The sequence below is a fragment of the Collinsella sp. TF09-1AT genome, from assembly GCF_003436895.1.
In the GTDB taxonomy this organism is placed as follows: Bacteria; Actinomycetota; Coriobacteriia; order Coriobacteriales; family Coriobacteriaceae; genus Collinsella.
The window spans coordinates 18,118-42,696 of record NZ_QSRC01000003.1 but is presented as its reverse complement, the minus strand read 5'-3'; the positions used below and the strand labels follow the sequence as shown (position 1 = coordinate 42,696).

Sequence of the window (24,579 nt, the reverse complement as noted above, 5' to 3'; positions counted from 1 at the left end):
ACCGAACCGTGCCTCCACGGAAATGGACGGCAGCCCGATTAGAACCGTACGCGCACAGGCGTTGTGCAGACATACGGTGCAAATTATACCCTCATGGGCATGTCGCTTGCGTGTATCTTCGGCAGGTGGGAAAAGTGACCTGCCAAAAAGGGACAGGTTTATTTTGGCAGGTTTTAGTGCTTGCCGTTGGCGGAAGCGGCGCCGTTTACGTGATCGCGGGCGTAGATTACGCCGTGGACGATGGCCAGACCGGCAGCGTCGGCGGCACGGGCGCAGGTGTCCTGGAAATCCTCGGCCTCGCGGGCGCGCAGCTGCTTGAGCACATAGTCGGCGACGGCCATCTTGCCGGGAGGGTTGCCGATGCCGGTGCGGATGCGGCTAAAGTCGCGGCTGCCCATCTTGTCGATGATGGAGCGCAGGCCGTTGTGACCGGCATGGCCTCCGCCCACCTTGACGCGCACATCACCGGCGGGGATGTCGAGCTCGTCGTGGATGACGAGCAGCTCCTCGGCCTTGATCTTGTACTCGCGGCAGAGCTTGGAGATGGGGCCGCCCGAGGTGTTCATGTACGACTGCGGCTTGACCAGCACGATCTGGCGCTTGCCGTCCTCTTCCTCGGCATCGTTGATGTTGATGAGCGCGACCTCGGCGCCGGCCTGGTTTTTCCAATACGTGACACCGGCCTGACGGGCCAGCTCGTCGATCGCCTTAAAGCCGGCGTTGTGGCGGGTCTCGGCATATTCCTCGCCCGGGTTGCCAAGCCCGGCAATCATGCGAATCTTAAGCGGCTGTGCAGCTGCCATGTTCATCCTTTCGTTGATTTGTCGCCTGCTATGGTGAGCGACCCTGTTGCCACTGTCAAATGGAGGGCAATTGAGGTTGTTTGGGGGCGTTTGGACGCCCGTCAAAATCCGAGGTGGACAGTTAGTTCAGATACGTATAAGTTCTGAGGACTCGAAGTGCTTAATTCGATGCCGATACGTTGTTTTAGAGCTTTAGTTAGTCCATATGGCGCCGTTTTGAAGTCTACCCTGCCTTCAAATAGGGCGAATGGTATAGAGATAGCTGTAAAACAGCCTAATTCACTGTGTCCATTTATACGTATTTGAACTGACTGTCCAGCCCTGCTCGACGGCGCACGGGTGATTCGCCGTTTAGACCGGCACAAGGCCGATTCCGGCCCGCAGAGCGTTGAGCCAAGCGGCCTGACGCTTGCGATAGCCCTTGATGCGATACCGGAATCGGACTCCCGCGAGTCGATGCATCGTTTGGGCGAAGGCTTCGAGTGCAACAAGGTCTTTCATTTGGTCGCGATTGATAACCAGGACGTGGATGCCCATTGCTTTGAGTCCATTATTTCGATTGCCATCGTGGATGCGAGCGTTTTGAAGCTCATGCCCAATTCCGTTGTATTCGTTGTCGACTCCGGCTGCCGGGCAATATAGGTCGCAGATGGCGTAAGGGATGCCGGAGGACATGTTGACCGCAAGAGTGTCGAAGTCGATTCGATGGTTGAGTAGCAGGCCTCCCATGGGCAGGCTGCAGCATCCGAATCCGCCAAAGCGCATGGGCGCTCCGAGAACGGCAAACATTAGGGATTCGGCTGGGGATGCAGATCCGGGTCGGGCGAGATTGACTGCCGTGCGAAACGAGGTGTATGAGCTACTTTTGGCGAAGCGCGCGACCGCCTCAAGCTCTTCGATAGTTGTGGCGGGCTCGCATTTGTAGTGCGCCTGTTCGTAGCGGGTTTCGTTCTGCTGTTCGGCCGCCGACTGATCGCCCCGGCAATCGAGGTCGTCCATCGCTTCGCAGTCATCGCCCTTGGGCCAGATGTCGTCATAGGCAATGGGGTATGTTGCCCCAGGAGGAAGGGAGTAGGTTCCGAGCAGTTCCATGAGAAGCATCAAGGATTTGGCGACTGATTCATTTTTGGAACAAAGCATGGCTGTCATGGCAGGAGACGTTGCGTAGATGTCGGCCTCGACGTGCATAATTGCACCTTCAGGAAGAGGCGCGGAGAGAATATGCTGAAGAAGTCGCTTGTCGGGGCGTCTGTTGTCTTCGCTTGAAACGAGAAGATCGAGCAGTTCGGAATCATCTTCATTCCAGGCGTCGAGTATCGAAAGTGCGCCAAAGTCTATCGCGTCATTATTGGGAATGCAGCTAGCCAAGGCCTGTGCTTGCTGTTCACTATCAACGGAGTCCCAGGGTAGGGCAGAGTACGCCCGTCGTGCGCGACGAATTGCGCGGAGGGCGGAGAGATGTGAAATCACGGTCGTCATAGCTATAACGTACTAAGTTGGCGGCAGAATGCGACCGCCATACCGTTCTTTTCGCTCAGCGGGGCGCTGCGCGCCATGAACGGCTGGGTGTTATGAAATCGATGGAATCGGTTGAGGGGATTGCAGGAAATTGAGCTCTGCCGCGAAGGTTGACGATAGCTACTGGACAGCTAGTTCAGATACGTATAAGACGGCGGGCGTTCGAGGCGTTTCTAAGGGCCTTCGAGGGCGATTTGAGGGTAAATATGCGGCGGTTGTACTCGAAAACGATGAGCATTGGGCGGCATGGCATCCGCCGGGGAGCTCAGAAGGCTCCGAACGGCCCTTTGGGGCTTTAAAAAAATACGTATCTGAACTAATTGTCCAGGGAAGGTTGGCGAGGGATAGAAAAAGGGTCGGAAGCGAGCTTCCGACCCTTTAAAAGCATCAAAGATGATGCGATGCGCGTTGGATTACAGTGCGAAGTCGCCGCCGACGAGCGTGGAGACGGGCTCCTCGTGGTAAACGGCGGAAATGGCCTGGGCGAACTCCTCGGCGACCGAGATGGTCTTGATCTTGCCGCCGACCTCGACGGGGATGGCGTCGGTGACGACGCACTCGACGATGGGGGCGTCGTTCAGGCGCTCGATGGCCGGGCCGGAGAAGATGCCGTGGGTGGCGCACACGTAGATGTCGCCGGCGCCCATGGCCTTGAGCTCCTTGACGTTGGCGCACAGGGTGCCAGCGGTGTCGATCATGTCGTCATTGATGATGCAGGTCTTGCCCTTGATGTCACCGATGATGCCCATGACCTCGGCGGCGTTGTGGCGCGGACGGCCCTTGTGGGCGATGGCGAGATCGCAACCGAGCATGTCGGACAGCTTCTTGGCGGCCTTGGCGCGACCCACGTCGGGGGACACGACAACCAGGTTGTCGGTGTCGAAGTGCATGTCGTTGTAGTACTGGCCGAACAGCGGCAGTGCGGACAGGTGGTTAACCGGGATATCGAAGAAGCCCTGGATCTGGCCCTGGTGCAGGTCGAGGGTGATGATGCGGTTGACGCCGGCGCGCTCGAGCAGGTTGGCGACGAGGCGGGCAGTGATGGGCTCGCGCGGGCCGGCCTTGCGGTCCTGGCGGGCATAGCCGTAGTGGGTGATGACGGCGGTGATGGAGCGGGCAGATGCGCGCTTGGCAGCGTCGGTGGCGATGAGCAGCTCCATGAGCATGTCATTGACGTTGCCGCCGGCCACGGACTGAATCAGGAAGACGTCGGCGCCGCGGACGGTCTCGTCGTAGCGGGCGTAAATCTCACCATTGGCGAACTGCTTTAGCGTAAGGCCCGAAAGCTCGACCCCAAGGTACTCAGCGATCTTCTGAGCGAGGGGACGGTTGGAGGAACCGGAATACACGCGGATGGACTTGCGCATATTCTCCGACTTCTCGGGATCATTAATCGGCATTACCCTTCTCCTTTATACATCGAATGCCATATAGATGCCTTGTTGCATTGTAACCGCGCGGCGGGGTTTATCGAGTCTTGATAACGTCTTTACCGTCAACGGACACGAACCGACCACTCATCCGGTCGCGCAGGTCAGCATAGAAAAAGGAGCCGTCCCCATGGGAACAGCTCCTTAGATGCTTGATAAAACGTTATACCTCGTCGTCCTCGTGCAGACGGCGGCGATAATCGGTGGCCCAGCCTTCAATATTTACCTGACGGGCGCGGCCCAGGCCGAGTGCGTCTGCCGGAACCGGCTCGGTGATGACGGAGCCGGCGGCCACGAGCGCGCCGTCGCCGATCTGGGCGGGCGCGACCATCATGGTGTCGGAGCCGATGAAGGCGTCCTTGCCGATGACGGTCTTGTGCTTGTGGACGCCATCGTAGTTGCAGGTGATGGAGCCCGCGCCCACGTTGACGCCGGAGCCCATGGTGGTGTCGCCGATGTAGGACAGGTGCGGCACCTTGGAGCCCTCGCCGATCGTGGACTTCTTGATCTCCACGTGCGTGCCGGCCTTGGAGCCATCGAGCATGTGGGTGCCCGGGCGCAGGTAGGCGCGCGGGCCGCAGTCGACGCCGTTCTCGATGACGGCCTCGATGGCGATAGTCTCATCGATGACGCAGCCGCTGCCGACGGTGGTGTCGGTGAGGCGGCTGTTGGGGCCGAGCTGGCACTCCTCGCCCACGGTGACGTGGCCGATCAGGTGCGTCTGCGGCCACACGACGGTGTCGCGGCCGATGACGGCGTCGGGGCCGATCCAAGCCTGCGTGGGGTCGATGAAGGTGACGCCCTCGGCCATCCAGTGCTCGTTGATGCGATCGCGCGCGATGGCGGTGAGCTGCGCGAGCTGGATGCGGCTGTTGACGCCCAGACCGTCGCGGTAATCATCGCAGTGGAAGATGGAGACCGCCTGGCCGTGGCCCTTGAGAATTTCGAGCATGTCGGGCAGGTAATACTCGGACTGCGCGTTGTCGTTGCCGATCTCGTCAATGTGGGCGGCGAGCTGCGCGCCGTCAAAGGCGTAGCAGCCGGCGTTGCACTCCAGCAGCGCGGCGGCCTGCTCGGGCGTGCAGTCCTTCTGCTCGATGATGCGCTCGATCTGGCCGTCGTCGCCCAGCTTGATGCGGCCGTAGCCGAAGGGGTCGGGCGGGGTCATGGTCATGACGGTGCAGGCGAGCTCGCCGGTGGCGACGGTCTGTGCGAACTTGGCGACCGTGTCGGCGGTGATGAGCGGCAGGTCGCCGTTGAGTACGACGACCGGGCCTTGCGTGATGCCGCAGGCCTCGAGTGCGACCTTCACGGCGTGGCCGGTGCCCAGGCGCTCGGTCTGCTCAACGCACTCGACCTTGGTGGCACTGTTGGCGTAGGCGCCGTCGATGAGGGCGCGCATCTCGTCGGCGTGGCTGCCGATGACGACCACGACGCGGCTGCAGCCGGCTTTGATGGTGGCGTCGACGATCCACTGAACCATGGGCTTGCCCAGGATCTTGTGCGAAACCTTGCAGTGGTTCGACTTCATGCGGGTGCCCTCGCCGGCGGCGAGGATAATTGCGGTTGCGTCCATGTGATCTCCTGTTACGTTATAGAGACGTGTGTTTGGAAACGATACACGGCGCAATATGATACCGCAGGCATATGATGAGCGCGTAACGATTGGTTTGCGGCGGTTGAGGCTTGCGTCGCCGGTGTGGCGTTTACGCTGGTTGTGTATGGCGCCGGCGGCGCTGCGGCGTTGGCGTTTGAGCGAGGGGATGGGGGTGCCCGTGGACATCACGCGAGAGGAATCGGGCAGTGAGCCCGTCGCGGCATTCTCGATGTCGCACCCGGCGGTGCCGGCGCTCTATATGGTGCTGACGCTGGGGCTTACCATGTTCTCGATGCAACCGGTGTTGATTGCGCTGTCGCTTGCGGGCGGGCTGGCGTACGGGTTTGCGACGCGCGGTGCAGCGCGTACGCTGGGGGCGCTTCGCTGGCAGCTGCCGGTGATTTTGATCATCGCGCTGGTCAATCCGCTGTTTAGCGCCTCGGGCTCGACGGAGCTGTTCCGTATTGGCATGCGCGCGGTGTATCTGGAGAGCATGGTATACGGCCTGTGCATGGGCGGGCTGTTTGTGGCGAGCGTGCTGTGGTTTGAGGCCGCGGCGTCGATGCTTAGCTACGACAAGGTGCTCGCGCTTTTTGGCAACGCCGCGCCGGTGGTCGCGCTCATGATCTCGATGTGCATGCGGCTTATCCCGCAGTTTCTGCGCCGCGGTCGTACGGTGCTGGCGGTGCAAGATGCGATTGACGTGCCGGGGCGCGCGCCGGCCGACCCCGTGCGCTCGCGCCTGCGGGCGTCGAGCGTGCTGATGGGCTGGGGCATGGAAGATTCGCTGGAGCGTGCGGACGCGATGCGCTCGCGCGGGTGGGGTGCCGCGACGCGTCGCACGACGTACGCGCGGTATCGGCTGGGGCGCGGCGATGTTGCCGCGCTGGTTGGGCTTGCGGCGTTTGGTGCCGCCGCGGTAGCGGTGGCATGGGTTGCGACGACGCAGTATTCGTTTTACCCGCAGCTTTCGGTGCCGGCGCCGTGGCCGGGCTATGTTGTATACGCGGCTTGGATGGCACTGCCCTGCGTGCTGCACGCGGTTGACGAAAAGAGGTTTGGCTGATGACTCGGTTGGACGGGAGCATGATGACGGACGCGGCGCGCGGCTCGGATGAGCCGGCGATTGAAGTGCGAGGCCTGCGCTTTGCCTACCCCGGGGCCGAGGCGCCGGTGCTCGAGGGGCTTGACTGGGCTGTTCCCCAAGGCGCGTTTGCGCTGCTCGTTGGTGGTACCGGGTCGGGTAAGTCGACGCTGCTGTCGCTGCTCAAGCCCGAGATCGCTCCGGCGGGCGAGCGCACTGGCGAACTGCTCGTGCTGGGCGAGAACGTTGCCGACATGGACGTGCGCGCGTCCGCGGAGCGCGTGGGCTATGTGTTTCAGGACCCCGAAAACCAGATTGTGTGCGAGACCGTGTGGCACGAGATGGCGTTTGGCCTGGAAAACTTGGGCATGTCGCGCGACGAGATGCGCCGTCGCGTGGCCGAGACCAGCTATTTCTTTGGGTTGGAGGATTGGCTCCACCGCGATACCGACACGCTTTCGGGCGGACGCAAGCAGCTGCTGTCGTTGGCTGCCGTGCTGGCGTTGCGCCCGCGCGTGCTGCTGCTCGATGAGCCCACGTCCCAGCTGGACCCCGTCGCCGAGAAAATTTTTATGCATGCGCTGTTTCGTGTGAATCGCGAGCTGGGCTGCACGGTTGTTGTGGCAACGCACCAGCCGCGGCCGATGCTCGAGTATGCGACGTATGCGTACCGGATTAAGGGCGGTCGCGTACGCGAGGCGGCTGACCTAGCGAGTTTGGGTAGTCGCGAGGGACTTTTGGCTTTGGACTCTTGCCGGCCCGCGCAGGGGGCGGCGACGAGTGCGGCAGCGGCTATCCGCGAGGGCTGGTTTCGCTACGATCGCGCGGGCGGTTGGGTGCTGCGCGGGCTCGACGTGGCGTTTTCGGCCGGCGTGGTGCATGCGGTCGTGGGCGGAAACGGCTGCGGCAAGTCAACGATGCTCTCGGTGCTGGCCAAGACGGCTAAGCTGCAGCGTGGCCGCATGGTGCGTGGGACGGCTTCGGCGGCGCTGCTGCCTCAGAATCCCAAGGCCCTGCTGGTTGCCGAGACGGTTCGCGATGAACTAATGGAATGGGCTTCGACCTGCGGGTACGACGAGGCCGTGGCACAGGAGCGCGCAGCAAGTCTGGGGCTGTCGGGCCTGGATGGGCGCCACCCGTGCGATCTTTCGGGCGGACAGCGTCAACTGCTTGCATTGGCAAAGCTGCTGCTGATTGGCCCCGAGCTGTTGCTGCTTGATGAGCCCACCAAGGGCCTTGATCTGGCAAGTCGCTGCATTATCGCCCGAGCCCTGCGTGAGCATGCGCAGGCCGGCGGCACCGTCATCATGGCCACGCACGACCTGGACTTTGCCGAGCAGGTCGCTGACGAAATCGCCATGATGTTTGACGGCGAGATCGCCTGCGTGGAGCCGCCGACCGACTTCTTTGCCGAAAACGTGTTTTATAGGGCGTGATGGAATGGCGGATTATCGCGTCTCGCGCCTACTTGCAAAAATGGAAATCCCGCTGCTGCTGGCGGTCCCCGCAGTGATGACTGCGGCGTTGCTGGCGGGCGTTGAACAGGCGGCGCTTGCCATGCTTGTCGTGGTGGCGTTGGTGCTCGCGCTGTTCTTTGCGGGCTACGAGGTATCGCGCCCCGGCCTGCGCCAGATTATGCCAACGCTGGTTCTGGCGGCGTTGGCCGCGGCGGGGCGTATCTTGTTTGGCCCCATTCCCGACTTTAAACCCGTGAGCGCCATCGCCATTATCGCGGGGGCGACGCTGGGCCGGCGCAACGGGTTTATGGTCGGCGCGCTGGCGGCGCTGACCAGCAACTTCTTTTTTGGCCAGGGTATGTGGACGCCGTGGCAGATGTATGCCTGGGGACTCGTCGGCTATGTTGGCGGCGCCCTGGCGCATGCGGGTGCGTTCGACCGTGCGGATGGGACCGTGCGCATGCCGGCATTGCTTGCGTACGGTTTTGCATCGGGCCTGCTCTATGGCGTCGTGATCAACGCATACGACATCATCGGTTTTGTGCAGCCGCTCACGTGGGCGGGCGCCGTGGCGCGTCTTGCCACGGCGGTGCCGTTCGACATCACGCACGGACTCGCGACCTGCGTGTTTTTGGCCGCCCTGTACAAGCCCTGGTGTCGCCGCATCAACCGAGTCGTCGTGAAGTACGGGCTGTAGGGCTGGTTGTGTCGGGGCGGGAATCAATACTGTCGAAGTGCCATTTCAAAACTACGCCGGTTTACGGGGCTAGATTGGCACAGGCAGGCCATACCGGCTTTTTTCGAAATAGAGTAAGCCGTTTACCTGCAGTTTTATTATTTCGGAATTGCGTATGGTTGGGGGTTTGCGATTTAGCCCCGTAAACCGGCATAGTTTTGAAATGGCCGGTTGACATGACGGGCATCGTGGCCCTCAGAGAGCCAAATTGATCCGTTTTCTTCCGTCCCCAGACGTCCCAGGGAATCAGCTGACCCCGCCCGCCACGAAAGCTGCCCATCTACTACGCTTAGCCTGATACCCCCGACCATGACCGCGTTTTATGAAAAACCGCAGGCTTTCTACCTGCGGTTTTCTTTTCGCGTTGTTCGCTGTGGTTGAGGGTGGCGGCCTAAACGTAGTAGATGGGCAGGTTTCGTGGCGGGCGGGTTGCGCGAACACGCCCGCAAGACGAAAACGCCCCGCTTTTCTTCGTCTTTGGGAGATCAGTTGGGTTAGAGTTCAAGGGCGAGGGTAACGGGGCAGTGGTCGCTGCCAAAGATGCCACCGCGGATGCCCGTGTCGCGCACGTTGCCGGCGATTGCGTCGCTCACCAGGAAGTAATCAATGCGCCAGCCAGCGTTGTTTTTGCGAGCATTAAAGCGGTAGCTCCACCAGCTGTAGACGCCCTCGACGTCGGGGTTTGCCGCGCGCCAGGTATCGGTAAAGCCGGCATCGAGCAGCTCGGTGAACTTGCCGCGCTCTTCGTCCGAAAAACCCGCGTTGCCGCGGTTGGACTTGGGGTTCTTAAGGTCGATCTCCTCGTGCGCCACGTTAAAGTCGCCGCAGGTCACCACGGGTTTACCGGTCTCGCGCTCAAGTGCGCTCAAAAAGCCGCGGTAGGCATCGTCCCACGCCATGCGCACATCGATGCGGGCGAGCTCGTTTTGGGCGTTGGGCGTATAGACGTCGACAAACCAGAACTTATCGAACTCGAGCGCGCAGACGCGGCCCTCGGTTGCGGCCTGCGCCACGAGCTCTGCCGCCTCGCCCTCGCCGGCGTAGGGCAGCAGGGCATCGGCGCGCAGCACGCGCAGCGGTTCCTGGCGGCTAAAGACCGCGGTGCCCGAATAGCCTTTGCGCTCGGCGTAGCTCCAGGTTTGGTGATAGCCGGGCAGGTCGATATCGACCTGGCCCTCTTGCAGCTTGGTCTCTTGCAGCGCCAAGATGTCGACATCGAGCTCCTGCGCGATCTGGATAAAGCTCGGGTCCTTTTTGAGCACGGCGCGCAGGCCGTTGACGTTCCACGAGGCGAAAGTGTAAGTCTGAGGCATGGTGTCCTTTCGACGGGGTTGGCAGGCTTAAGATTAGCGCAACAAGGGCGGAGCGGGCACCACGCGTGACAACCCAAGGGCCGCGTGCTGGGATATTGCCCGACGCTGCCCGACCAACCAGGACGGAGGACTCGTATGACGCAGGCAATATCGGACCCCAAGCAGGCCTCCGCGGCGCTGGCGGAGCTGTTCGATACCCACGAGCGCGTGGTGTTCTTTGGCGGCGCGGGCGTTTCCACGGCGAGCGGCATTCCCGATTTCCGCAGCGCGGACGGCCTGTATCATCAGCAGTTTGCCTACCCGCCCGAGACTATGCTCTCGCATAGCTTTTACGAGACGCATCCGGCCGAGTTCTTTGACTTCTACCGCACCAAGATGATCGCGCTTGGCGCCAAGCCCAATCGCTGCCACACCAAACTGGCCGAGCTGGAGCGGACCGGCAAGCTTAGCGCCGTGGTGACGCAAAATATCGACGGCCTGCATCAGATGGCCGGCTCGCAGCGCGTGTTCGAGCTGCACGGCTCGGTCCACCGCAACATTTGCCAGGCGTGCGGCGCAGTCTATAGCGCCGAGTGGATCTGTGCGCGCGATCACGAGGATGCCGCGGGCGTGCCCGCGTGTCCTGTGTGCGGCGGCCGCATCAAGCCCGATGTGGTGCTCTACGAGGAGCCGCTCGACGAGCATGTGCTTACCGGTGCCGTTGCCGCCATCGCCGCGGCCGATGCCCTTATTGTGGGCGGGACTTCGCTCGTGGTGTATCCGGCGGCGGGCCTTACGCGCTACTTTACCGGCGATACGCTGGCCATTTGCAATCTTGCTCCCACCGATCAGGATGCAAATGCCGACCTGCTGATTTCTTGCGACATCGCGGCCGCGTTTGCGTTCTAGCCCGCGCACGCGGATACAATAGAAAGACTGATTGCAAAACGACCCCGCCGCCAGCGCCCAAGCGCGGCGGCGTGGGCATTTTAGGAGGATGTTCATGGCGAACGATAGCAAGACATGGCGGTGCGGAAAGTACGAGCTCAGCTTTGACCGTCCGCGCATCATGGGCGTCCTCAACGTGACGCCCGATTCGTTTAGCGACGGCGGCGAGCACTTCGATGCGGATGCCGCTATCGAGTACGGCCTGGCGATGCTCGACGCCGGCGCCGACATCATCGACGTAGGCGGCGAGTCCACGCGCCCCGGCTTTACCCCGGTCAACCCCGACGAGGAGGCTCGTCGCGTGCTGCCCGTGGTGCGCGCGCTGGCCAAAGAGGGCGCCATCGTCTCGATCGACACACGCCACGTGGCGGTTGCCAAGGCTGCCGTGCGCTGCGGTGCCTCGATCGTCAACGACGTGACGGGCTTCACCGACCCCAAGATGGTCGAGTTTGTCGCGACAAGCACCTGCGGCGTCATCGTGATGCACGCCGGCGAGGTCGCGGCACCTACCCGCACACATGCAACGGTGCAGCTCGATACCTCGGCCGCGGCGTTTGTTGCCGAGAAGGCGCGCGAGGCGGCTGCCGAGGCCGCGCGAGAGGCCGAGAAGCCGGCTCGCCGCCGTCGCGGCAAGCTGCTGGGCGAGCCCAAGACGGAGGCCAAGCTTCCGGGCGGCGTGGTGCAGCCTTCGCTGCCGTTTGGCGACCCGGAGCCCGCGCCCGAGCCTGCGGACGAGCAGAAGCAGGCGGCACCGGCGGCCGAGCAGGTCGCCCCTGCCGCCGAGCCTGCCGCGACCCCCGAGCCCGCGCCGGAGCCCAATGACCACCTGGCAGCCATGATGCGCCGCAGCGCCCGCCGCGAGGAGGCCTACGTGCCCACCTCTCAGCTCCGCCGCTTCACCCTGCCCGATTCGGCGCCCATCATGCGCCGCGTCATGGGCTTTCTGTCCGACCAGGCCCGCACGCTCATTCATGCCGGCGTGTCGCGCGATCGCATCTGCATCGATCCCGGCCCGGGTTTTGGCAAGACGGCCAACGAGGATATCGTCATCCAGCGCGAGACCGCCAAGATGGCATCGCTGGGCTATCCGCTCATGTGCGCCGTGTCGCGCAAGCGTTTTGTGGGCGCCGTCTCGGGCGTGACCGAGGCGGCCGCGCGCGATGCCGCCACGTTTGGTGTGTGCCTGGGCGCCATCCAGGCCGGTGCCAACATCGTGCGCGTGCACGACGTCACCGGCTTCGCGCAGTTCCTGAACGGTTACTGGGCCGTCGCCAAGCCGCAGCCGCGCCGCGCGTTTGTGGCCGTGGGTTCCAACCTGGGGCATCGCTGCGACAACATCCGCGCCGCGCGCGACATGATCGCCGAGATTCCGCTCACCTGCGTGTCCAACTGCTCGCGCATCTACGAGAGCGAGCCGGCCTACGAGACGCGCCAGGACGCGTTTGCCAACGCCGTTATCGAGATTAAGACCGAGCTGGCGCCGCTGGTACTGCTTGACGAGCTGCAGAAGATCGAGCTCGAGCTGGGCCGCGACCGCTCCAAGAAGGCCAAGGTCAACGGCCCGCGCACCATCGACTTGGACCTGCTGTGGATGGATGGTGAGACGCACGGCGGCAAGAAGCTGCGCCTGCCGCATCCGCTGATCGGCGAGCGCGACTTTGTGCTGGTGCCGCTCGAGGACCTGATGCACGACCCGGCGCGGTTCTTCCGCTTCAACGGCGTCGAGGTCAAGGAGCCCGAGGACCGCGTGGGTCATATCGTGGGCGAATTGGGGCGTATGTAGATGATTGAGATGAATGCTGTAGCTGCCGGCACCGAGCTTGATGCCGCGCGCGACGCGGGCCGCGAGGGTGCGTCTGCGGGTTGGTGCGCTTGGAGTGCGGGTGAGGCGTCGTTGACGTTTTCGCTGGTCGTGCGCCCAGACGTGAATATGCATGCCTTCCACGGCCTGCCGTTTGTGGCGGCGATGGGCATGATGGACGCGCTTGTGGGCACGGCTTCGACGCCGGGTCTGGGCCTTGCCGGCAAGGTGGGCATTGAGTGGCCGAGCAACATCGTGTGCGGCGCGCCCGCGTTCGAGACGCCGTTCGCACGCGTTGCCGTGAACGGTGGCGCCGGTGCCGCGGGCATGTTCGGTGCCGTGACGGTGGATATTGAGCGCACGGCGCTGAGCGGGCTTGGCGTGGATATGGCCGACGAGGCGCTGGTCGAGGCGCTGTCCGCCGCCGTGCTGACCCGCGTGGGCGCTTGGGCAGTTGTTGCCAACACGCCGCAGGGCGCTGCCGGCCCGTTGGCTCCGGTGCTGGGTGAGTACTTCGATATGGTGCCGCTGCTGGGTCGTCAGGTTGCGGCGGTGTCGCCCAACGGTTTGCCGCTTGCGGTCGGTGTGTTTGCGGGCCTGGATATCTGGGGCCGTGCGACCATCAAGACCGATGCCGGCGAGCAGGAGTTTCCGCCCGAGGCCGTACGGATTCGCGGACTGTAACGCGAGGCACCCGCGCTCAAAGATAACGATGACAACGAAGCCCTCTTCTGCCTGTGCCGGGGAGGGTTCCGCCTATCTGGGGAATGGGTTGCCAGCGCCCTATTCCTCAAAATTGAAAAATTTTCGTTTTTGAGGAATAGGATTAAGGCAGCTCGGTCTTTCGCGAGGTATATTCGCTATAGAGCCTATTCCTCAAAACTGAAAATTTTTCAATTTTGAGGAATAGCGATAAAAGACCGCGAGGAGGCCCCGATGAAACTCATCAATAGAACGTCATATATGGACACGTTGACGAGTCTTATTGGCGTGCCGGACATCAAGGTCATCACGGGCATCCGTCGTAGCGGTAAATCAAAATTGCTCGAGGCCCTCCGCGATTACGTGGAGGCACATCTGTCCAATTCGAATGTCATCCATATCAACTACAACCTCGATGAGTTCGAGAACCTGCTCGAGTATCACGCGCTGCTCGCCTATGTAAAAGAGCATCGAGTGTCCGGCAAACAGAACTTTCTGCTTATCGATGAAGTTCAGATGTGCGACGGCTTTGAACGCGCGATCAACAGCCTCCATGCATCCGAGCAGTACGACATCTTCATCACCGGATCGAACGCTTTTTTGCTGTCGAGCGATCTGTCGACGCTCTTTACGGGGCGCACGTTCGAGATCGAGGTTTTCCCATTCTCGTTTGAGGAGTATCGTCTCTATGGCGACGAGGGCGAGGTCGACCGCGACTTCGATGAGTACGCGAGAACCGGCGGTATGTCCGGCTCTTACCCTTATCCACTGCAGGAGCAGCGCTATCAATATCTCTCCAACGTCTTCAAGACGCTCATTGTGAGAGATATCGTGCAGCGGCATAACGTGAGAAACGAATCGGCGCTGCTGCGCATTGCCGATTACATGATGGACAACGTTTCCAACATTACGTCGGCACGCAACATTACTGATGCATTAAATGCGGATGGGCTAAAGATTACGAACAAGACGGTCGGCACGTACATGGGGTACCTGTGCGATGCGTTTGCCTTCTATAAAGTTCGTCGGTACGACATTCGCGGCAAAAAATACCTTAAGAGCGGCGAGAAGTACTATCTGGCGGACCATGCGTTTAAAAATGCGCTTCTTGGTACACGCGATATGGATTGGGGACGCGTATACGAGAACATGGTGGCAATCGAGCTGCTGCGTCGCGGATACGAGGTATACGTCGGCGTGCTCTATAAAAAGGAAATAGACTTTGTAGCAATCAAGCGGAGCGAGAAACTCTACATTCAGGTGAGCGACGACATCAGCTCGGATAAGACATTTGAACGCGAGATTTCGCCACTGCTGAGCATTGGCGATGCGTATCCCAAGATGATTCTCGCCCGCACGCATCACGAGGCCACGGATCGCGATGGGGTGCAGATCGTGGACCTGGCGAGGTGGTTGTGCGGCGAGGCTTAGCAAAAAATCCTATTCCTCAAAACTGAAAAATTTTCGATTTTGAGGAATAGGATTGGCGGCTGGTTGCTGCGACCTGGCGTTTGCTCTATCCCAGCTCCTGCATGCGACGATAGATTTCGCAGATACCCTTAATGGTAAGTTGTCCGTCGATCACGTCGAAGGCGTCAGTCGAATCGGCAACGATGCCGGCGAGACCGCCCGTGGCGATAACGGTGGCGTCCTCGCGGCCCAGCTCGCGCTTCATGCGCGCGACCAAGCCCTCGGCCATGGCGGCGGCGCCCACCACGGCGCCGACCTTGATGCACTCCTCGGTATCGCGGCCGATGGCGTGCTCGGGCGCCTCGAGCGGAACGCTGGCGAGCTTGGCAGCTCGGGCGGCGAGCGCGTCCATCGAAATGCGGATGCCCGGCGCGATCGCTCCGCCAATGTAATAGCCGTCCTCGTCGATGACGTCGATATTGGTTGCGGTGCCAAAGTCCACCACGATCGCCGGGGCGCCGTAGAAGGTCTCGGCAGCGACGGCGTTGGCGATGCGGTCGGCACCAACGGCTTGGGGGCGCGCCGCCCGCAGTTTGGTCACCGCAGCCGTCTGCGGCCCGATGACGATGGCGTCCGCGGCAATGCGGTCGGCCACGGCGTGCCACTCGCGCGAGAGCTGCGGCACCACGCCGGCAAAGGCGATTGCGTCGACCGCATCGAGCGAAAGGTCGTACATCTTAAAGAAACCCATCAGGCGCACGTGGATCTCGTCGGCGGTATAGGAGCGGTCGGTGGGCATGCGCCACGACTGCACCAGCTCGTCTCCGTCAAACAGGCCCATGGCCGTCTGCGTGTTTCCCATATCGATAGCGAGCAGCATGTCTACTCCAGGTGTCGGCATAAAAGGACGCGCACCATTGTATACGTGCCGTCGACGGCGCTCGGCTGCGATTCGTTTACGGTGATAGAGGCTGAGGGGTTTAAATATGAAGGAACTATGCTCTACGAGATTTTCCTTGCCGTTTACCGAACTCCCGCGTAATATTCTTTCTTGCGCACATGAGGCGCCCAGACATTGCGGGGTGGAGCAGTCTGGTAGCTCGCCGGGCTCATAACCCGGAGGTCGTAGGTTCAAATCCTGCCCCCGCGACCAAGAACTTGCAGCTCGTCGGCCTAGCCGGCGAGCTTTTTTGTTATCCCGGGACTGTTTTCTCGGCCCAATTCCTAACCTCCCAAACAAAATCTCAATCTGTAACATCTAGACCCGATTTGGGCGGCTAGGTGTTACAGGTTGAGATATACCGGTGGGTTGGGCCGTGTTTGTCTAAATCTGTAACACGAGGGACGGATTTTGCCGAGTTGTTGTTATAGATTGAGATTTTCTAGCAGGTGGGTTTGGTTTGTCTCGATCTGTAACGGGTAGGGGTCAAAAGTGGGTCTAGCTGTTACAGATTGAGATTGTTGAGGTTGGGTCGAGGGGAATATCTCGATCTGTAACAGTAAGACCCAGTTTTGCCGCGTAACTGTTACAGATTGAGACAAACCGACGGGCCGCCCCGCCCACCCCCATCCACCTGTCGCTACCTGCTATCCGCCGATTTTCGTTGTGCCGCTGTGCCCCCATGCCATATCCTCTAGACAACTACGCGGCATCATCGCCGCCGCGCCTACAAGAGAGGAATGTCCATGACCACACCTGCGTCTAAGCTGCTTCAACCCATTACGGTTGGCCCCCTTGAGCTCAAGAACCGCATTATGTTCCCGCCGCTTACCACCGGCTACGAGGAGCGCGACGGTTCCATCGGCGAGCGCAGCCTGGCTTTTTACGAGCGCCTGGCCCGTGGCGGCGTGAGTTACATCGTCATCGGCGACGTCGCTCCCGTTATGACCGCAAGCCCCACGCCCAAGCTGGCGACCGACGCTCAGATCCCCACGTTTAAGGCACTGGCCGACGCCGTCCACAAGCACGGTGCCAAGGTCGCACTGCAGCTGTTCCACCCCGAGTACGACGTCCCCGGCGTCGGCCGCATGGTCATGGGCTCAATGGCCGCCGCCAAGGCCGCGCAGGAGGCCAAGGCCGCCGGCGACGAGGAGACCTTTGCCGCCAAGATGGCCGAGTCCAACGAGATCCGCAAACAGGCCTACGCCAAGCTGCACCACGACATGCAGCACTTTGTGAACGAGGCGAGTGTGGAGCAGCTCACCCAGATCAAGGAAGCCATCGCCGCCTCGGCCGCCCGCGCGCAGCAGGCCGGGATCGACGCCATCGAGGTCCACGGCGACCGTCTGGTGGGTTCGCTGTGCTCGGCTATCCTCAACCAGCGCACCGACGAGTACGGCGGTTCGTTCGAGAACCGCGTCCGCTACGCGCTCGAGGTCGTCGCCGCCATTAAGGAGGCCGCGCCGGAGCTGATGGTGGAGTACAAGCTCCCCGTGATCATGGAGAACCCCGACGGCACGCCGCGCGGCAAGGGCGGCCTGCTGCCCGACGAGGCCTGCGAGTTCGCCAAGCTGCTCGAGGGGGCCGGCATCGACATGATCCAGGTTGCGCAGGCAAACCACACCGGCAACATGGGCGACACCATTCCGCCCATGGGCGCCATGCCCTACAACTGGACGCTGCCCGTGGCCGAGCGCGTCAAGGCCCTGGTTTCCGTGCCGGTGGCAACCGTCGGCCGCGTTGTTTCGGTCGAGGCCGGCGAGAAGATCCTGGAAGACGGCTCGGCCGACATCGTCGCGTACGGCCGCTCGCTCATGTGCGACCCCGACATTGCGCTTAAGGCCGCTACAGGTGAGCCCATCCGCGAGTGCCTCAACTGCAACAAGGGCTGCGTCGACGCGATCCAAAACCGCAAATACATCTCGTGCGTGCTCAATGCCGAGAACGGCGACGAGGCGACCATCGCCATTAAGCCGGGCGAGGGCAACAAGAAGATCGCCGTGGTGGGCGGCGGTATTGCCGGCCTGGAGGCAGCGCGCGTGGCGGCAAAGCGCGGCTACGACGTGACCGTCTACGAGGCGAGCGACCATCTGGGCGGCCAGATTGTGCTGGCGGCCGCGCCTCCGCGCAAGGACGAGATCATGCGCTCGGTCGAGTACTACGAGAAGATTCTGCCCGGCCTGGGCGTGAAGGTTGAACTCAACCACACCGCTAGCCCCGCGGACCTCAACGCCGCCGACGCCGCGATTGTGGCCGTGGGCGCGCACGATGTGGTCATTCCCGTACCCGGTGCCGATTCGGAGAAGGTTGTCTCGAGCTGGGACGTGCTGGCCGGCAAGGTGGAGCTCAGCGGGCGCGTCGCCGTCATTGGCGGTGGCCTGGTGGGCACCGAGACTGCCGAGTACCTGCTGCAGCACGGCTGCGAGGTGGCGATCGTGGAAATGCTCGACAAGATTGCCGCGGGCGAGTCCGAGACCATTCTGCCGCTGATTATGAGCGACTTTGCAGAGCACAATGTGGAGCAGCATGTTAAGACCCGCCTGACCGCCATTACCGACGAGGGCGTGGAGGCCGTTCGCACCACCGAGGACGGTGCCGAGGAGCCGGTGAAGATTGCCTGCGATTACGTGGTGATGGCCGTGGGCTCCAAGGCCAACGCGTTTGACCTGGACGGCGTGACGGTGCCCGTGACCTGCGTGGGCGACTGCTCGGGTGAGCGTACCGCCGACATTGCGAGCGCCATCCGCACGGCGTATCACGCGGCCAACGAGCTGTAAGCAAGAAAGCTACCGCGTATTGAGTGGGCGGGGGGTGCCGTTATCGGCGCTCCCCGCCTTTTTGTCAATGAGGGCGCCCCTGACCAGTGGGTTCAGAAAATCCGACTCTTTAGAACATGAAAATCCGAATTATATGAACATGAAAATCCGAATCGCAACCACCCGAAAATCCGAATTTACTACAGTGGAATAGAAGAATCAGAAAGCAGGAACTGGAAATCTGCGGGGGTGGCTCATGGCAGGAGAGAGGCTACATCGGGACGGATACATCCCACGTATCGTGGATGCGCAAATCGAACGCTACCTTCGTGTTTTTGGCGCGGTCGAGATTGCAGGCACCAAGCGGTGCGGCAAGACGTGGGCCGCGCTTGAGCACGGGGCGTCCGTCTCGTATGTCGACGAGAATCTCGACCTCGCGCGTGCCGACCCGGCGATGATGTTGCTGGGAGACCGTCCGCATATTATCGATGAGTGGCAGCGCGTTCCCCAGATTTGGGACTACGTTAGACACGAGGTCGACCGTGCCCGGGGCACGCGCGGCGCCTATATCCTCACGGGTTCCGCCACGCCTGCGTTTGGCTCAAAGGCGGAGGCGCCCGCGCATAGTGGAGCCGGCCGCATCGGCCGCGTCCGCATGCACCCCATGACGCTTGCCGAGACAGGTGAGTCCAACGGCAAGGTGAGCCTGGCGGGCTTGTTTGAGCATCGTTTTGAGCCCTGCCGGTGCAATGGCGATACGCCGGGGCTTGTCGAAGCCGCTTGCCGCGGCGGCTGGCCCGAGGCGATCGATATGGTCTCGGCTGACGCCCAGCTCATCGCCCGCGAATATCTCAACACCACGTTTTCGAGCAGCTTTCCGGCGGTCGGTCTCGACCCCGATATTGCTCGTCGAGTCTCCGCATCGATCGCGCGCAATCTGGGACAGGCGACCACGTATAAAACGATTCTTATGGATATGTTCGGTGCCGAGGAGGAACCCGCAGCGTTTGCCGACGAGACCAAGGTGCGTAGGTACCTGGATGCTCTCAAAGGCATGTTCATTCTCGAGGAGGTCCCCGGTTGGGTTCCCGCCGCGCGCGACAAACGACGCTTTACCGTCAAACCCAAGCGCTATCTGGCAGATCCAAGCCTTGCTTGCGCCTTGCTGGGCATGTCCTTGCAGGCGCTGCTTGCCGACTGGCAGACATTTGGTCTGGTGTTTGAGAATATGGTTATACGCGACCTTTCGGTCTACGCGCGGTCGCTCGACCTGCTGGATAGTACGCCCGTGCGCTATTATCGCGACGATTCGGGCCTTGAATGCGATGCCATCGTGCAGCTAGCCGATGGACGGTGGGCCGCCTTTGAGATTAAGGTGAGCGAAGATAAGGCGAGCGCCGGCGTCGAGAGCCTCAAGCGCGCTCGCAAGAAGGTCTGTGGAAATCCTCGTTCACGCACACACGAACCGGAGTTTATGGCCGTGATTGTGGGGGTGGGTGAGTACGCCCGCGAGGTCGAGAACGGTATCTACGTGATACCCGTGCGCGCGTTGGGGTGTTAAGGGGGCGGTACGTCGTGCGTCCGCTGCCCGGTGCTACGGATTGGTGCAAGGGGGTCAGGTTACTTTGCACCAAGAGCTCGACTTTTAAGACATCATTAAGGCTTGTGTTGTGGGGCAAACCGCAGGTCAATGCTATTCTTTTCCCTTATCGCATGGTGTTGTATTCTGCCTGAATTCTATGCCTACGAGCAATGATTGAGCACGACCAAGCGGAAAGGATGGCACGCTCACTAGCAGGGCAAACGTAAACGATGGGTGGCATGGACCGACATAGCGAGCTCTAGCAGCACAAGACGGCGGCCGAGTACCGCCAAGCTGCCGACGAGCATGTGCGGACCCTCAAGGATTTCTGGAAGGATTTCCTGGTGAGCGGTCTGTTTGTGCTGGCCGCCATCGTTGCCATCTTTGCATGCCTGGCCTGGTTTTCCGCGAATAACCGAGTGAGCGCCACGGGAAGCACGATCGCGGCGAAGGGCCCGCGGTTTGTGCTCTCGGGAACGCAGGACGGCACGGCGGGCAAGTACGACGCCCAGGACAACTACGCGTCGGACAGTACAAGCCTTGCCGTGAACAATTTTTTCAACCTCAATAACATGAGTGCCGATGGCAGTCTCTCTTCGGGATCGGCGGGCCAGCTCCAGCTCAACGTCAAGCCGCTCTGCAACGACCTGCACGATATCACGGTGGAGATGACCTGGGAGATTTCTGTCCAGACGAGCGCTGCGGGTACGGGCACCGCCGCGGACGCATCGAAAAACGAAGAGATCATCAACTCGCTTAAAGGTTTGGTGCGCGGTCATATCCTGGTTTTCTAGGGCAAAGACACCTCTGGCTTTTACTCCAATCCGCTGGTTCCCACGACAACCGCGGTGACCCAGGACGGAGCCAGCGTTACCGTCATCACGCAGAGTTTTGCCATTCCGGCGAGGAGCTTTCGCGCTGAGGGCTCAAACAATACGACCAAAACCGTACCCAAAACCCTCTACTGGATTTGGCCGGAGCAGTTTAAGAGCTACGTTCGCACGGGCAACGCCGGCTACGGCGGCAACCTTTTTGCGAGCACGGACCCCGCCGCGGGATACGCAGCCCTCGTCGGCGACATCAACAGTAACCACGCGCGCCATTTCCGCGCCGATAGCACGAGCGTGCCAGGTCAGGCGCCTAGTGCGGTCCCGCCTGTCGGAGCCGGCATGTCCTCTGCGGATGTGGAAACCTGCGCCAGCTACTACAACAACGCCGACGAGGTTATCGGCAAGAACATCAAGTACATTCGCGTGCGCTTTACCGCCAAGGAGGCGGATAAATAAATGGACGAGCAGCTTAATGCCCGCGAGCAGGGCGATATCAAACACAACGAAGGAGCGGCAAACCCCGGCGGCAACGGGTTCGGCTCGCACGGCGAAGCGCGTCCGGTTGGCCGCATCGAGCGCATCAAGACGTGGACCAGCAATCATCGTCGCGAATCCCTGGCCATCATGGGTCTGCTGGCCGTGCTTCTCGTGTTGCTGGGGTTGACGCTCGGATGGTTTGTCGATGCCAATCGCGGCTCCACCGTCGGCAAGATCAAGGAGCCGGCAGAGCTCAAGGTGCTGGGCCCCAACGCTACGGCCGCCGAGCAGATCGACCTGAGTTACAACCCCGAATACGGCGATACCAAGACCGGCAACACGGTGACGCTCAAGCGCCCGTTTTGCGTGCAGACGGGCGGCGATGGGTTTGAGCTGCAGCTTGCGAATACGACCAATATTAAAGGTCTCACTATCGAGCTGTATAAAGCCGAGAATCAGGGCCTAGGTGATACTCCCGACGTGAGCGGCACTGCGGGTGGCAAGCCCTATAGCATGAAAATGTCTGAAACGGATCTGCTGAAGAGCTTCACGCCCATCAACGACCCGGGCGGCGGCCTGGCAGCCGTGCCGGGCGAGGGCGCAAGCGACCCTACATTCAAGGACTATCAAAACGTCCAGCGCAACGCACGCCCGCTCTACCGTTTCAAGGTGTTCAGCAAAAGCGAACTCAACGCCAAGACACTCGACGGCTCGAATGGCAAGAACACGCTCAACTTTATCATCGAGCTTTCGTGGGATGAGAGCGCCAAAGAGACCGATGTGATCTACCTGATCGCGCGCAACACGAGCGGTAAGTAGGAGAGGGAGCGCACATGGAGAAGCAGGGGAAGCAGCAGGATGCCGAGCGCGAGCAGCTGGCAAAAAGCAAAAGCCTAGTCAAGAACAAGCTGGTTGTGGCGGCAATCGCACTTGTTTGCGCCGTGGCGCTCGTGATGGGTGGTTACTTTACCTATTCCGCCTACATCGCCAACGGATTTCTTAAGTCCGTCGCCGCGACGGGTACCGCTCAGAGCCTGTTTGCGAGCGATTTGCTCACGGGCTACATGGGTACGCCTAGCAGCGACGAGCTCGACCGTGCCCAGCGGATGCTAGTAATGAAGTGACGTACGTCTACAAGCAGGCGAGCAAAACATGAGAGAGACGGGTCGAGCCTAACAAAACCGACCCCAAAGATACGCTTGACGACGCGACGATGCATAGCTATCTCCAGAGTGCCTACTACAGCATCGAGCCGGAGAACGACAAGGGGGAAAGCATTGACACGCTTGAGCTGGACGCCGCCGTTTTTCAGGGCTTGGGTAATAAAGGTTACCCGTTCCGTGGCGTTATCGTTGGTAATCTGAGGGGCTCGTCGCAGGTAGCTACGCAGGCGGCTATCAAGATCCGCAACTCCAAGGACACAGGTGCGCTTTCTGGGTTGATCCCGTATAGCTACGGTAGCGTTGTGAGTAATCTGAACATTGAATACTCGGGCAAGGCGGCCTCTATTGCACATAAGAATAAAGACGCCTCTGGCGTGCCGGGCGCGTTTTTTGGCGGCGTGATCGGGTGCGTCCGCAGCGGGACCGATGGTTTGTATGAGAACGTAACGGATGGCATTTCCAACTACGTAACGGGGGCGAGTGAACTTGCCGAGGTTAAAGCTGAGGGCAATGCGATTACCTTCACCGACACGAAGGAGAATGGCAAATTCAAAACGCAGAACGCTGGCACTACGTTTAGCCTGCCCTTTACTGTTACGGTCAAAATGCAGGTTGAGCCGAGTCGGTTCTACGCGAACTATCGCTTGGTGATGACAGCGAGCCTGGTTAAGGGTGACATGGCGAGCGCAACGCCTCAATCGCCCGACTATGTGACCTATACGCTCACGAGGGTGAACCTCAACGGCATCGATCACTGATTCCGAAGCCGACTAGCTTCGCAAGGGGGGCGGCAACCACCCAGTTGCCGCCCCCCTCTAGTCTGCGCGATCCCGGTCTTGGACTCCGCTGGACAGTTAGTTCAGATACGTATAATTCCAGACCGCAGCAGGCGCATCCGGCGCTCGTTTTGGGGCAAAAAACAGTCCAGAACTATGGTTAGCTGGCCGATATGAGCTCTATTTGTATTTAGTGAGCCGCCAACGGGGCTTCTCAGGGGGCCAGAATAGAGTTTCGGTGCTGTCAAAAAATACGAATCTGAACTAACTGTCCAGCCGCCGCTGGAGAAAGGTGTTTTAGCTTTGCCGACTTCCCACCATCTTTCCAACTTTCCACTTAACTTAACACCTAAGGTGGAAAGCTGGAAAGTTAAGTGGAAAGCTGGAGAGTAAACGGAAGGCCCGCCGCGTTAACTTAGGGGCTAGGAGGGGTTAATAATTACGCAAACTATACCAAGCGAAACAAAAAGATACCAATCTGGTTGGTAAAACACGCTCAATGAGCTGCGAGCTAACTAGCTGCGTAAATAGAACGTAAAGAAATGTCGCAAATAAATGGCAAATGCCCAGATGCCGCCGTTGCTATTTTCAATTAACTGCTACGCGCGAACAGCAAAATGCTACTATCTAACATGCACGTAAGAAAGCAGATTAACGGTTAAGGCTAAGAAGTGGCAGGTATGTCAGAAGCAACTAGGACTCGTACGCATGCGCCCGAGGTTAGGCAGCGCGCCGTCGAGGTCCTCCAAGAGGGGGTCGGTCATCGCGCCCTCGCCGCGGAGCTTGGCATTCCCCAGGCAACGGCTCGTCAGTGGGCCCGCGCATATGCCGTGGGCGGTGCCGATGCCGTGCTCAACGCGGGCACTCACCATCACACGTATTCGTACGAGGTTAAGCTCGCCGTAGTTAAGGATCGCCTGGAAAACGGCCTGACGGTTCGCGAGGCCATGATCAAACACCAGATTCCCAGCGAGTCTTCGGTTAAGGCCTGGTGCCGCCAGTATCGCGACGGCGGCGAGGCAGCGCTGGTTGATAAGCCGCGCGGTCGTAAACCACGCGCCAAGAAAGCGGAGTAGCGAAAACGTGCGCCTACGGGGTGCATTTTTTCTATCGCGATGCCCCTCTAAAGGCTCTTTCGGAGCAGAGGAGGTTGTCATTTAATGGGGCGCGCCCTGCACTGCCGCGACGGGGCCCGCCATATTGCTTCAATACGGACAGGCTTCTTACCTCGCACGTCTAAAGTTCCACAGTTGGCCGAAAGCCCGCCTTCAGGTGCT

At 60.8% G+C, this 24,579-nt stretch carries 21 protein-coding genes and 1 tRNA gene; 16 read left to right on the top strand and 6 right to left on the bottom strand.

Annotated features, from left to right (window positions below):
* Positions 1-173 precede the first annotated feature (173 nt).
* The 4 genes from pth to glmU all read right to left on the bottom strand — a co-directional run bounded on the left by pth (position 174) and on the right by glmU (position 5,327).
* Positions 174-803: an aminoacyl-tRNA hydrolase gene (gene pth / locus DXC90_RS03360; RefSeq protein ID WP_199406602.1), complete on the bottom strand. Its 630-nt coding sequence runs from the start codon at positions 801-803 to the stop codon at positions 174-176.
* Between the two features lie 351 nt (positions 804-1,154).
* A complete protein-coding gene (locus DXC90_RS03355) occupies positions 1,155-2,171 on the bottom strand; it encodes an endonuclease domain-containing protein (protein ID WP_233502132.1) in 1,017 nt (338 codons plus the stop codon).
* Between the two features lie 563 nt (positions 2,172-2,734).
* Entirely contained in the window at positions 2,735-3,721 is a 987-nt protein-coding gene (locus DXC90_RS03350) for a ribose-phosphate pyrophosphokinase (RefSeq protein ID WP_089573682.1), read from the bottom strand.
* 193 nt (positions 3,722-3,914) lie between these two features.
* A complete protein-coding gene (glmU, locus tag DXC90_RS03345; RefSeq protein WP_117734769.1) occupies positions 3,915-5,327 on the bottom strand; it encodes a bifunctional UDP-N-acetylglucosamine diphosphorylase/glucosamine-1-phosphate N-acetyltransferase GlmU in 1,413 nt (470 codons plus the stop codon).
* Positions 5,328-5,526: 199 nt separating this feature from the next.
* On the opposite strand from glmU, the gene DXC90_RS03340 reads away from it, so the two are divergent.
* The 3 genes from DXC90_RS03340 to DXC90_RS03330 are packed head-to-tail and all read left to right on the top strand — an operon-like array spanning position 5,527 to position 8,586.
* Entirely contained in the window at positions 5,527-6,414 is an 888-nt protein-coding gene (locus DXC90_RS03340; RefSeq protein ID WP_233502131.1) for an energy-coupling factor transporter transmembrane component T, read from the top strand.
* 20 nt (positions 6,415-6,434) lie between these two features.
* Entirely contained in the window at positions 6,435-7,868 is a 1,434-nt protein-coding gene (locus DXC90_RS03335; protein ID WP_233502129.1) for an ABC transporter ATP-binding protein, read from the top strand.
* 4 nt (positions 7,869-7,872) lie between these two features.
* Positions 7,873-8,586, top strand: coding sequence for a DUF6580 family putative transport protein (locus tag DXC90_RS03330; RefSeq protein ID WP_117734767.1), 714 nt, complete (start codon positions 7,873-7,875; stop codon positions 8,584-8,586).
* A gap of 533 nt (positions 8,587-9,119) precedes the next feature.
* Here DXC90_RS03330 and DXC90_RS03325 read toward each other — a convergent pair.
* Positions 9,120-9,938 carry an exodeoxyribonuclease III gene (locus DXC90_RS03325; RefSeq protein ID WP_117734766.1) on the bottom strand — a complete coding sequence of 273 codons (819 nt, stop codon included), beginning with the start codon at positions 9,936-9,938 and terminating at the stop codon, positions 9,120-9,122.
* 135 nt (positions 9,939-10,073) lie between these two features.
* Here DXC90_RS03325 and DXC90_RS03320 point away from each other — a divergent pair, with 135 nt between their 5' ends.
* The 4 genes from DXC90_RS03320 to DXC90_RS03305 all read left to right on the top strand — a co-directional run bounded on the left by DXC90_RS03320 (position 10,074) and on the right by DXC90_RS03305 (position 14,799).
* A complete protein-coding gene (locus DXC90_RS03320; RefSeq protein WP_117734765.1) occupies positions 10,074-10,826 on the top strand; it encodes an NAD-dependent protein deacylase in 753 nt (250 codons plus the stop codon).
* A 94-nt stretch (positions 10,827-10,920) separates the two neighbouring features.
* Positions 10,921-12,648 carry a dihydropteroate synthase gene (folP, locus tag DXC90_RS03315; protein WP_117734764.1) on the top strand — a complete coding sequence of 576 codons (1,728 nt, stop codon included), beginning with the start codon at positions 10,921-10,923 and terminating at the stop codon, positions 12,646-12,648.
* Positions 12,649-13,350 (top strand): hypothetical protein, encoded by a 702-nt coding sequence (locus DXC90_RS03310; RefSeq protein WP_117734763.1) that lies wholly within the window; start codon positions 12,649-12,651, stop codon positions 13,348-13,350.
* A 252-nt stretch (positions 13,351-13,602) separates the two neighbouring features.
* Positions 13,603-14,799 (top strand): ATP-binding protein, encoded by a 1,197-nt coding sequence (locus DXC90_RS03305; RefSeq protein WP_117734762.1) that lies wholly within the window; start codon positions 13,603-13,605, stop codon positions 14,797-14,799.
* An 85-nt stretch (positions 14,800-14,884) separates the two neighbouring features.
* Here the strand turns inward: DXC90_RS03305 and DXC90_RS03300 are convergent, their stop codons facing one another.
* On the bottom strand, positions 14,885-15,658 hold the full coding sequence (locus DXC90_RS03300) for a type III pantothenate kinase (RefSeq protein WP_158550213.1): 774 nt from the start codon (positions 15,656-15,658) through the stop codon (positions 14,885-14,887).
* A gap of 196 nt (positions 15,659-15,854) precedes the next feature.
* Between DXC90_RS03300 and DXC90_RS03295 the strand changes: the two genes are divergently transcribed.
* From DXC90_RS03295 to DXC90_RS03255, 9 genes are all read left to right on the top strand, one after another.
* Positions 15,855-15,931, top strand: a tRNA-Met gene (locus DXC90_RS03295).
* 533 nt (positions 15,932-16,464) lie between these two features.
* A complete protein-coding gene (gene bilR / locus DXC90_RS03290) occupies positions 16,465-18,495 on the top strand; it encodes a bilirubin reductase, long form (RefSeq protein ID WP_233502128.1) in 2,031 nt (676 codons plus the stop codon).
* A gap of 235 nt (positions 18,496-18,730) precedes the next feature.
* Positions 18,731-20,035 carry an ATP-binding protein gene (locus tag DXC90_RS03285; protein WP_117734759.1) on the top strand — a complete coding sequence of 435 codons (1,305 nt, stop codon included), beginning with the start codon at positions 18,731-18,733 and terminating at the stop codon, positions 20,033-20,035.
* A gap of 329 nt (positions 20,036-20,364) precedes the next feature.
* The gene (locus tag DXC90_RS03280; protein WP_147326602.1) at positions 20,365-20,850 is read left to right on the top strand and encodes a hypothetical protein; all 486 of its coding nucleotides are present in this window, start codon (positions 20,365-20,367) and stop codon (positions 20,848-20,850) included.
* Positions 20,851-20,904: 54 nt separating this feature from the next.
* Positions 20,905-21,342 (top strand): hypothetical protein, encoded by a 438-nt coding sequence (locus DXC90_RS03275; protein WP_117734757.1) that lies wholly within the window; start codon positions 20,905-20,907, stop codon positions 21,340-21,342.
* The gene (locus tag DXC90_RS03270) at positions 21,343-22,182 is read left to right on the top strand and encodes a hypothetical protein (protein ID WP_117734756.1); all 840 of its coding nucleotides are present in this window, start codon (positions 21,343-21,345) and stop codon (positions 22,180-22,182) included.
* A 14-nt stretch (positions 22,183-22,196) separates the two neighbouring features.
* Positions 22,197-22,487: a hypothetical protein gene (locus tag DXC90_RS03265; RefSeq protein WP_117734755.1), complete on the top strand. Its 291-nt coding sequence runs from the start codon at positions 22,197-22,199 to the stop codon at positions 22,485-22,487.
* Positions 22,488-22,576: 89 nt separating this feature from the next.
* Positions 22,577-23,284: a hypothetical protein gene (locus DXC90_RS03260; RefSeq protein WP_117734754.1), complete on the top strand. Its 708-nt coding sequence runs from the start codon at positions 22,577-22,579 to the stop codon at positions 23,282-23,284.
* 698 nt (positions 23,285-23,982) lie between these two features.
* Positions 23,983-24,378 (top strand): helix-turn-helix domain-containing protein, encoded by a 396-nt coding sequence (locus tag DXC90_RS03255; RefSeq protein WP_117734753.1) that lies wholly within the window; start codon positions 23,983-23,985, stop codon positions 24,376-24,378.
* Positions 24,379-24,579 lie beyond the last annotated feature (201 nt).

Bases quoted from the DNA above. Each gene is read 5' to 3' on its own strand.
- pth (WP_199406602.1), bottom strand. From the start codon at position 803: ATGGCAGCTGCACAGCCGCTTAAGATTCGCATGATTGCCGGGCTTGGC.
- DXC90_RS03350 (WP_089573682.1), bottom strand. From the start codon at position 3,721: ATGCCGATTAATGATCCCGAGAAGTCGGAGAATATGCGCAAGTCCATC.
- glmU (WP_117734769.1), bottom strand. From the start codon at position 5,327: ATGGACGCAACCGCAATTATCCTCGCCGCCGGCGAGGGCACCCGCATG.
- DXC90_RS03335 (WP_233502129.1), top strand. From the start codon at position 6,435: ATGATGACGGACGCGGCGCGCGGCTCGGATGAGCCGGCGATTGAAGTG.
- DXC90_RS03330 (WP_117734767.1), top strand. From the start codon at position 7,873: ATGGCGGATTATCGCGTCTCGCGCCTACTTGCAAAAATGGAAATCCCG.
- DXC90_RS03325 (WP_117734766.1), bottom strand. From the start codon at position 9,938: ATGCCTCAGACTTACACTTTCGCCTCGTGGAACGTCAACGGCCTGCGC.
- DXC90_RS03320 (WP_117734765.1), top strand. From the start codon at position 10,074: ATGACGCAGGCAATATCGGACCCCAAGCAGGCCTCCGCGGCGCTGGCG.
- folP (WP_117734764.1), top strand. From the start codon at position 10,921: ATGGCGAACGATAGCAAGACATGGCGGTGCGGAAAGTACGAGCTCAGC.
- DXC90_RS03310 (WP_117734763.1), top strand. From the start codon at position 12,649: ATGATTGAGATGAATGCTGTAGCTGCCGGCACCGAGCTTGATGCCGCG.
- DXC90_RS03305 (WP_117734762.1), top strand. From the start codon at position 13,603: ATGAAACTCATCAATAGAACGTCATATATGGACACGTTGACGAGTCTT.
- DXC90_RS03300 (WP_158550213.1), bottom strand. From the start codon at position 15,658: ATGCTGCTCGCTATCGATATGGGAAACACGCAGACGGCCATGGGCCTG.
- bilR (WP_233502128.1), top strand. From the start codon at position 16,465: ATGACCACACCTGCGTCTAAGCTGCTTCAACCCATTACGGTTGGCCCC.
- DXC90_RS03285 (WP_117734759.1), top strand. From the start codon at position 18,731: ATGGCAGGAGAGAGGCTACATCGGGACGGATACATCCCACGTATCGTG.
- DXC90_RS03270 (WP_117734756.1), top strand. From the start codon at position 21,343: ATGGACGAGCAGCTTAATGCCCGCGAGCAGGGCGATATCAAACACAAC.
- DXC90_RS03265 (WP_117734755.1), top strand. From the start codon at position 22,197: ATGGAGAAGCAGGGGAAGCAGCAGGATGCCGAGCGCGAGCAGCTGGCA.
- DXC90_RS03260 (WP_117734754.1), top strand. From the start codon at position 22,577: ATGCATAGCTATCTCCAGAGTGCCTACTACAGCATCGAGCCGGAGAAC.
- DXC90_RS03255 (WP_117734753.1), top strand. From the start codon at position 23,983: ATGTCAGAAGCAACTAGGACTCGTACGCATGCGCCCGAGGTTAGGCAG.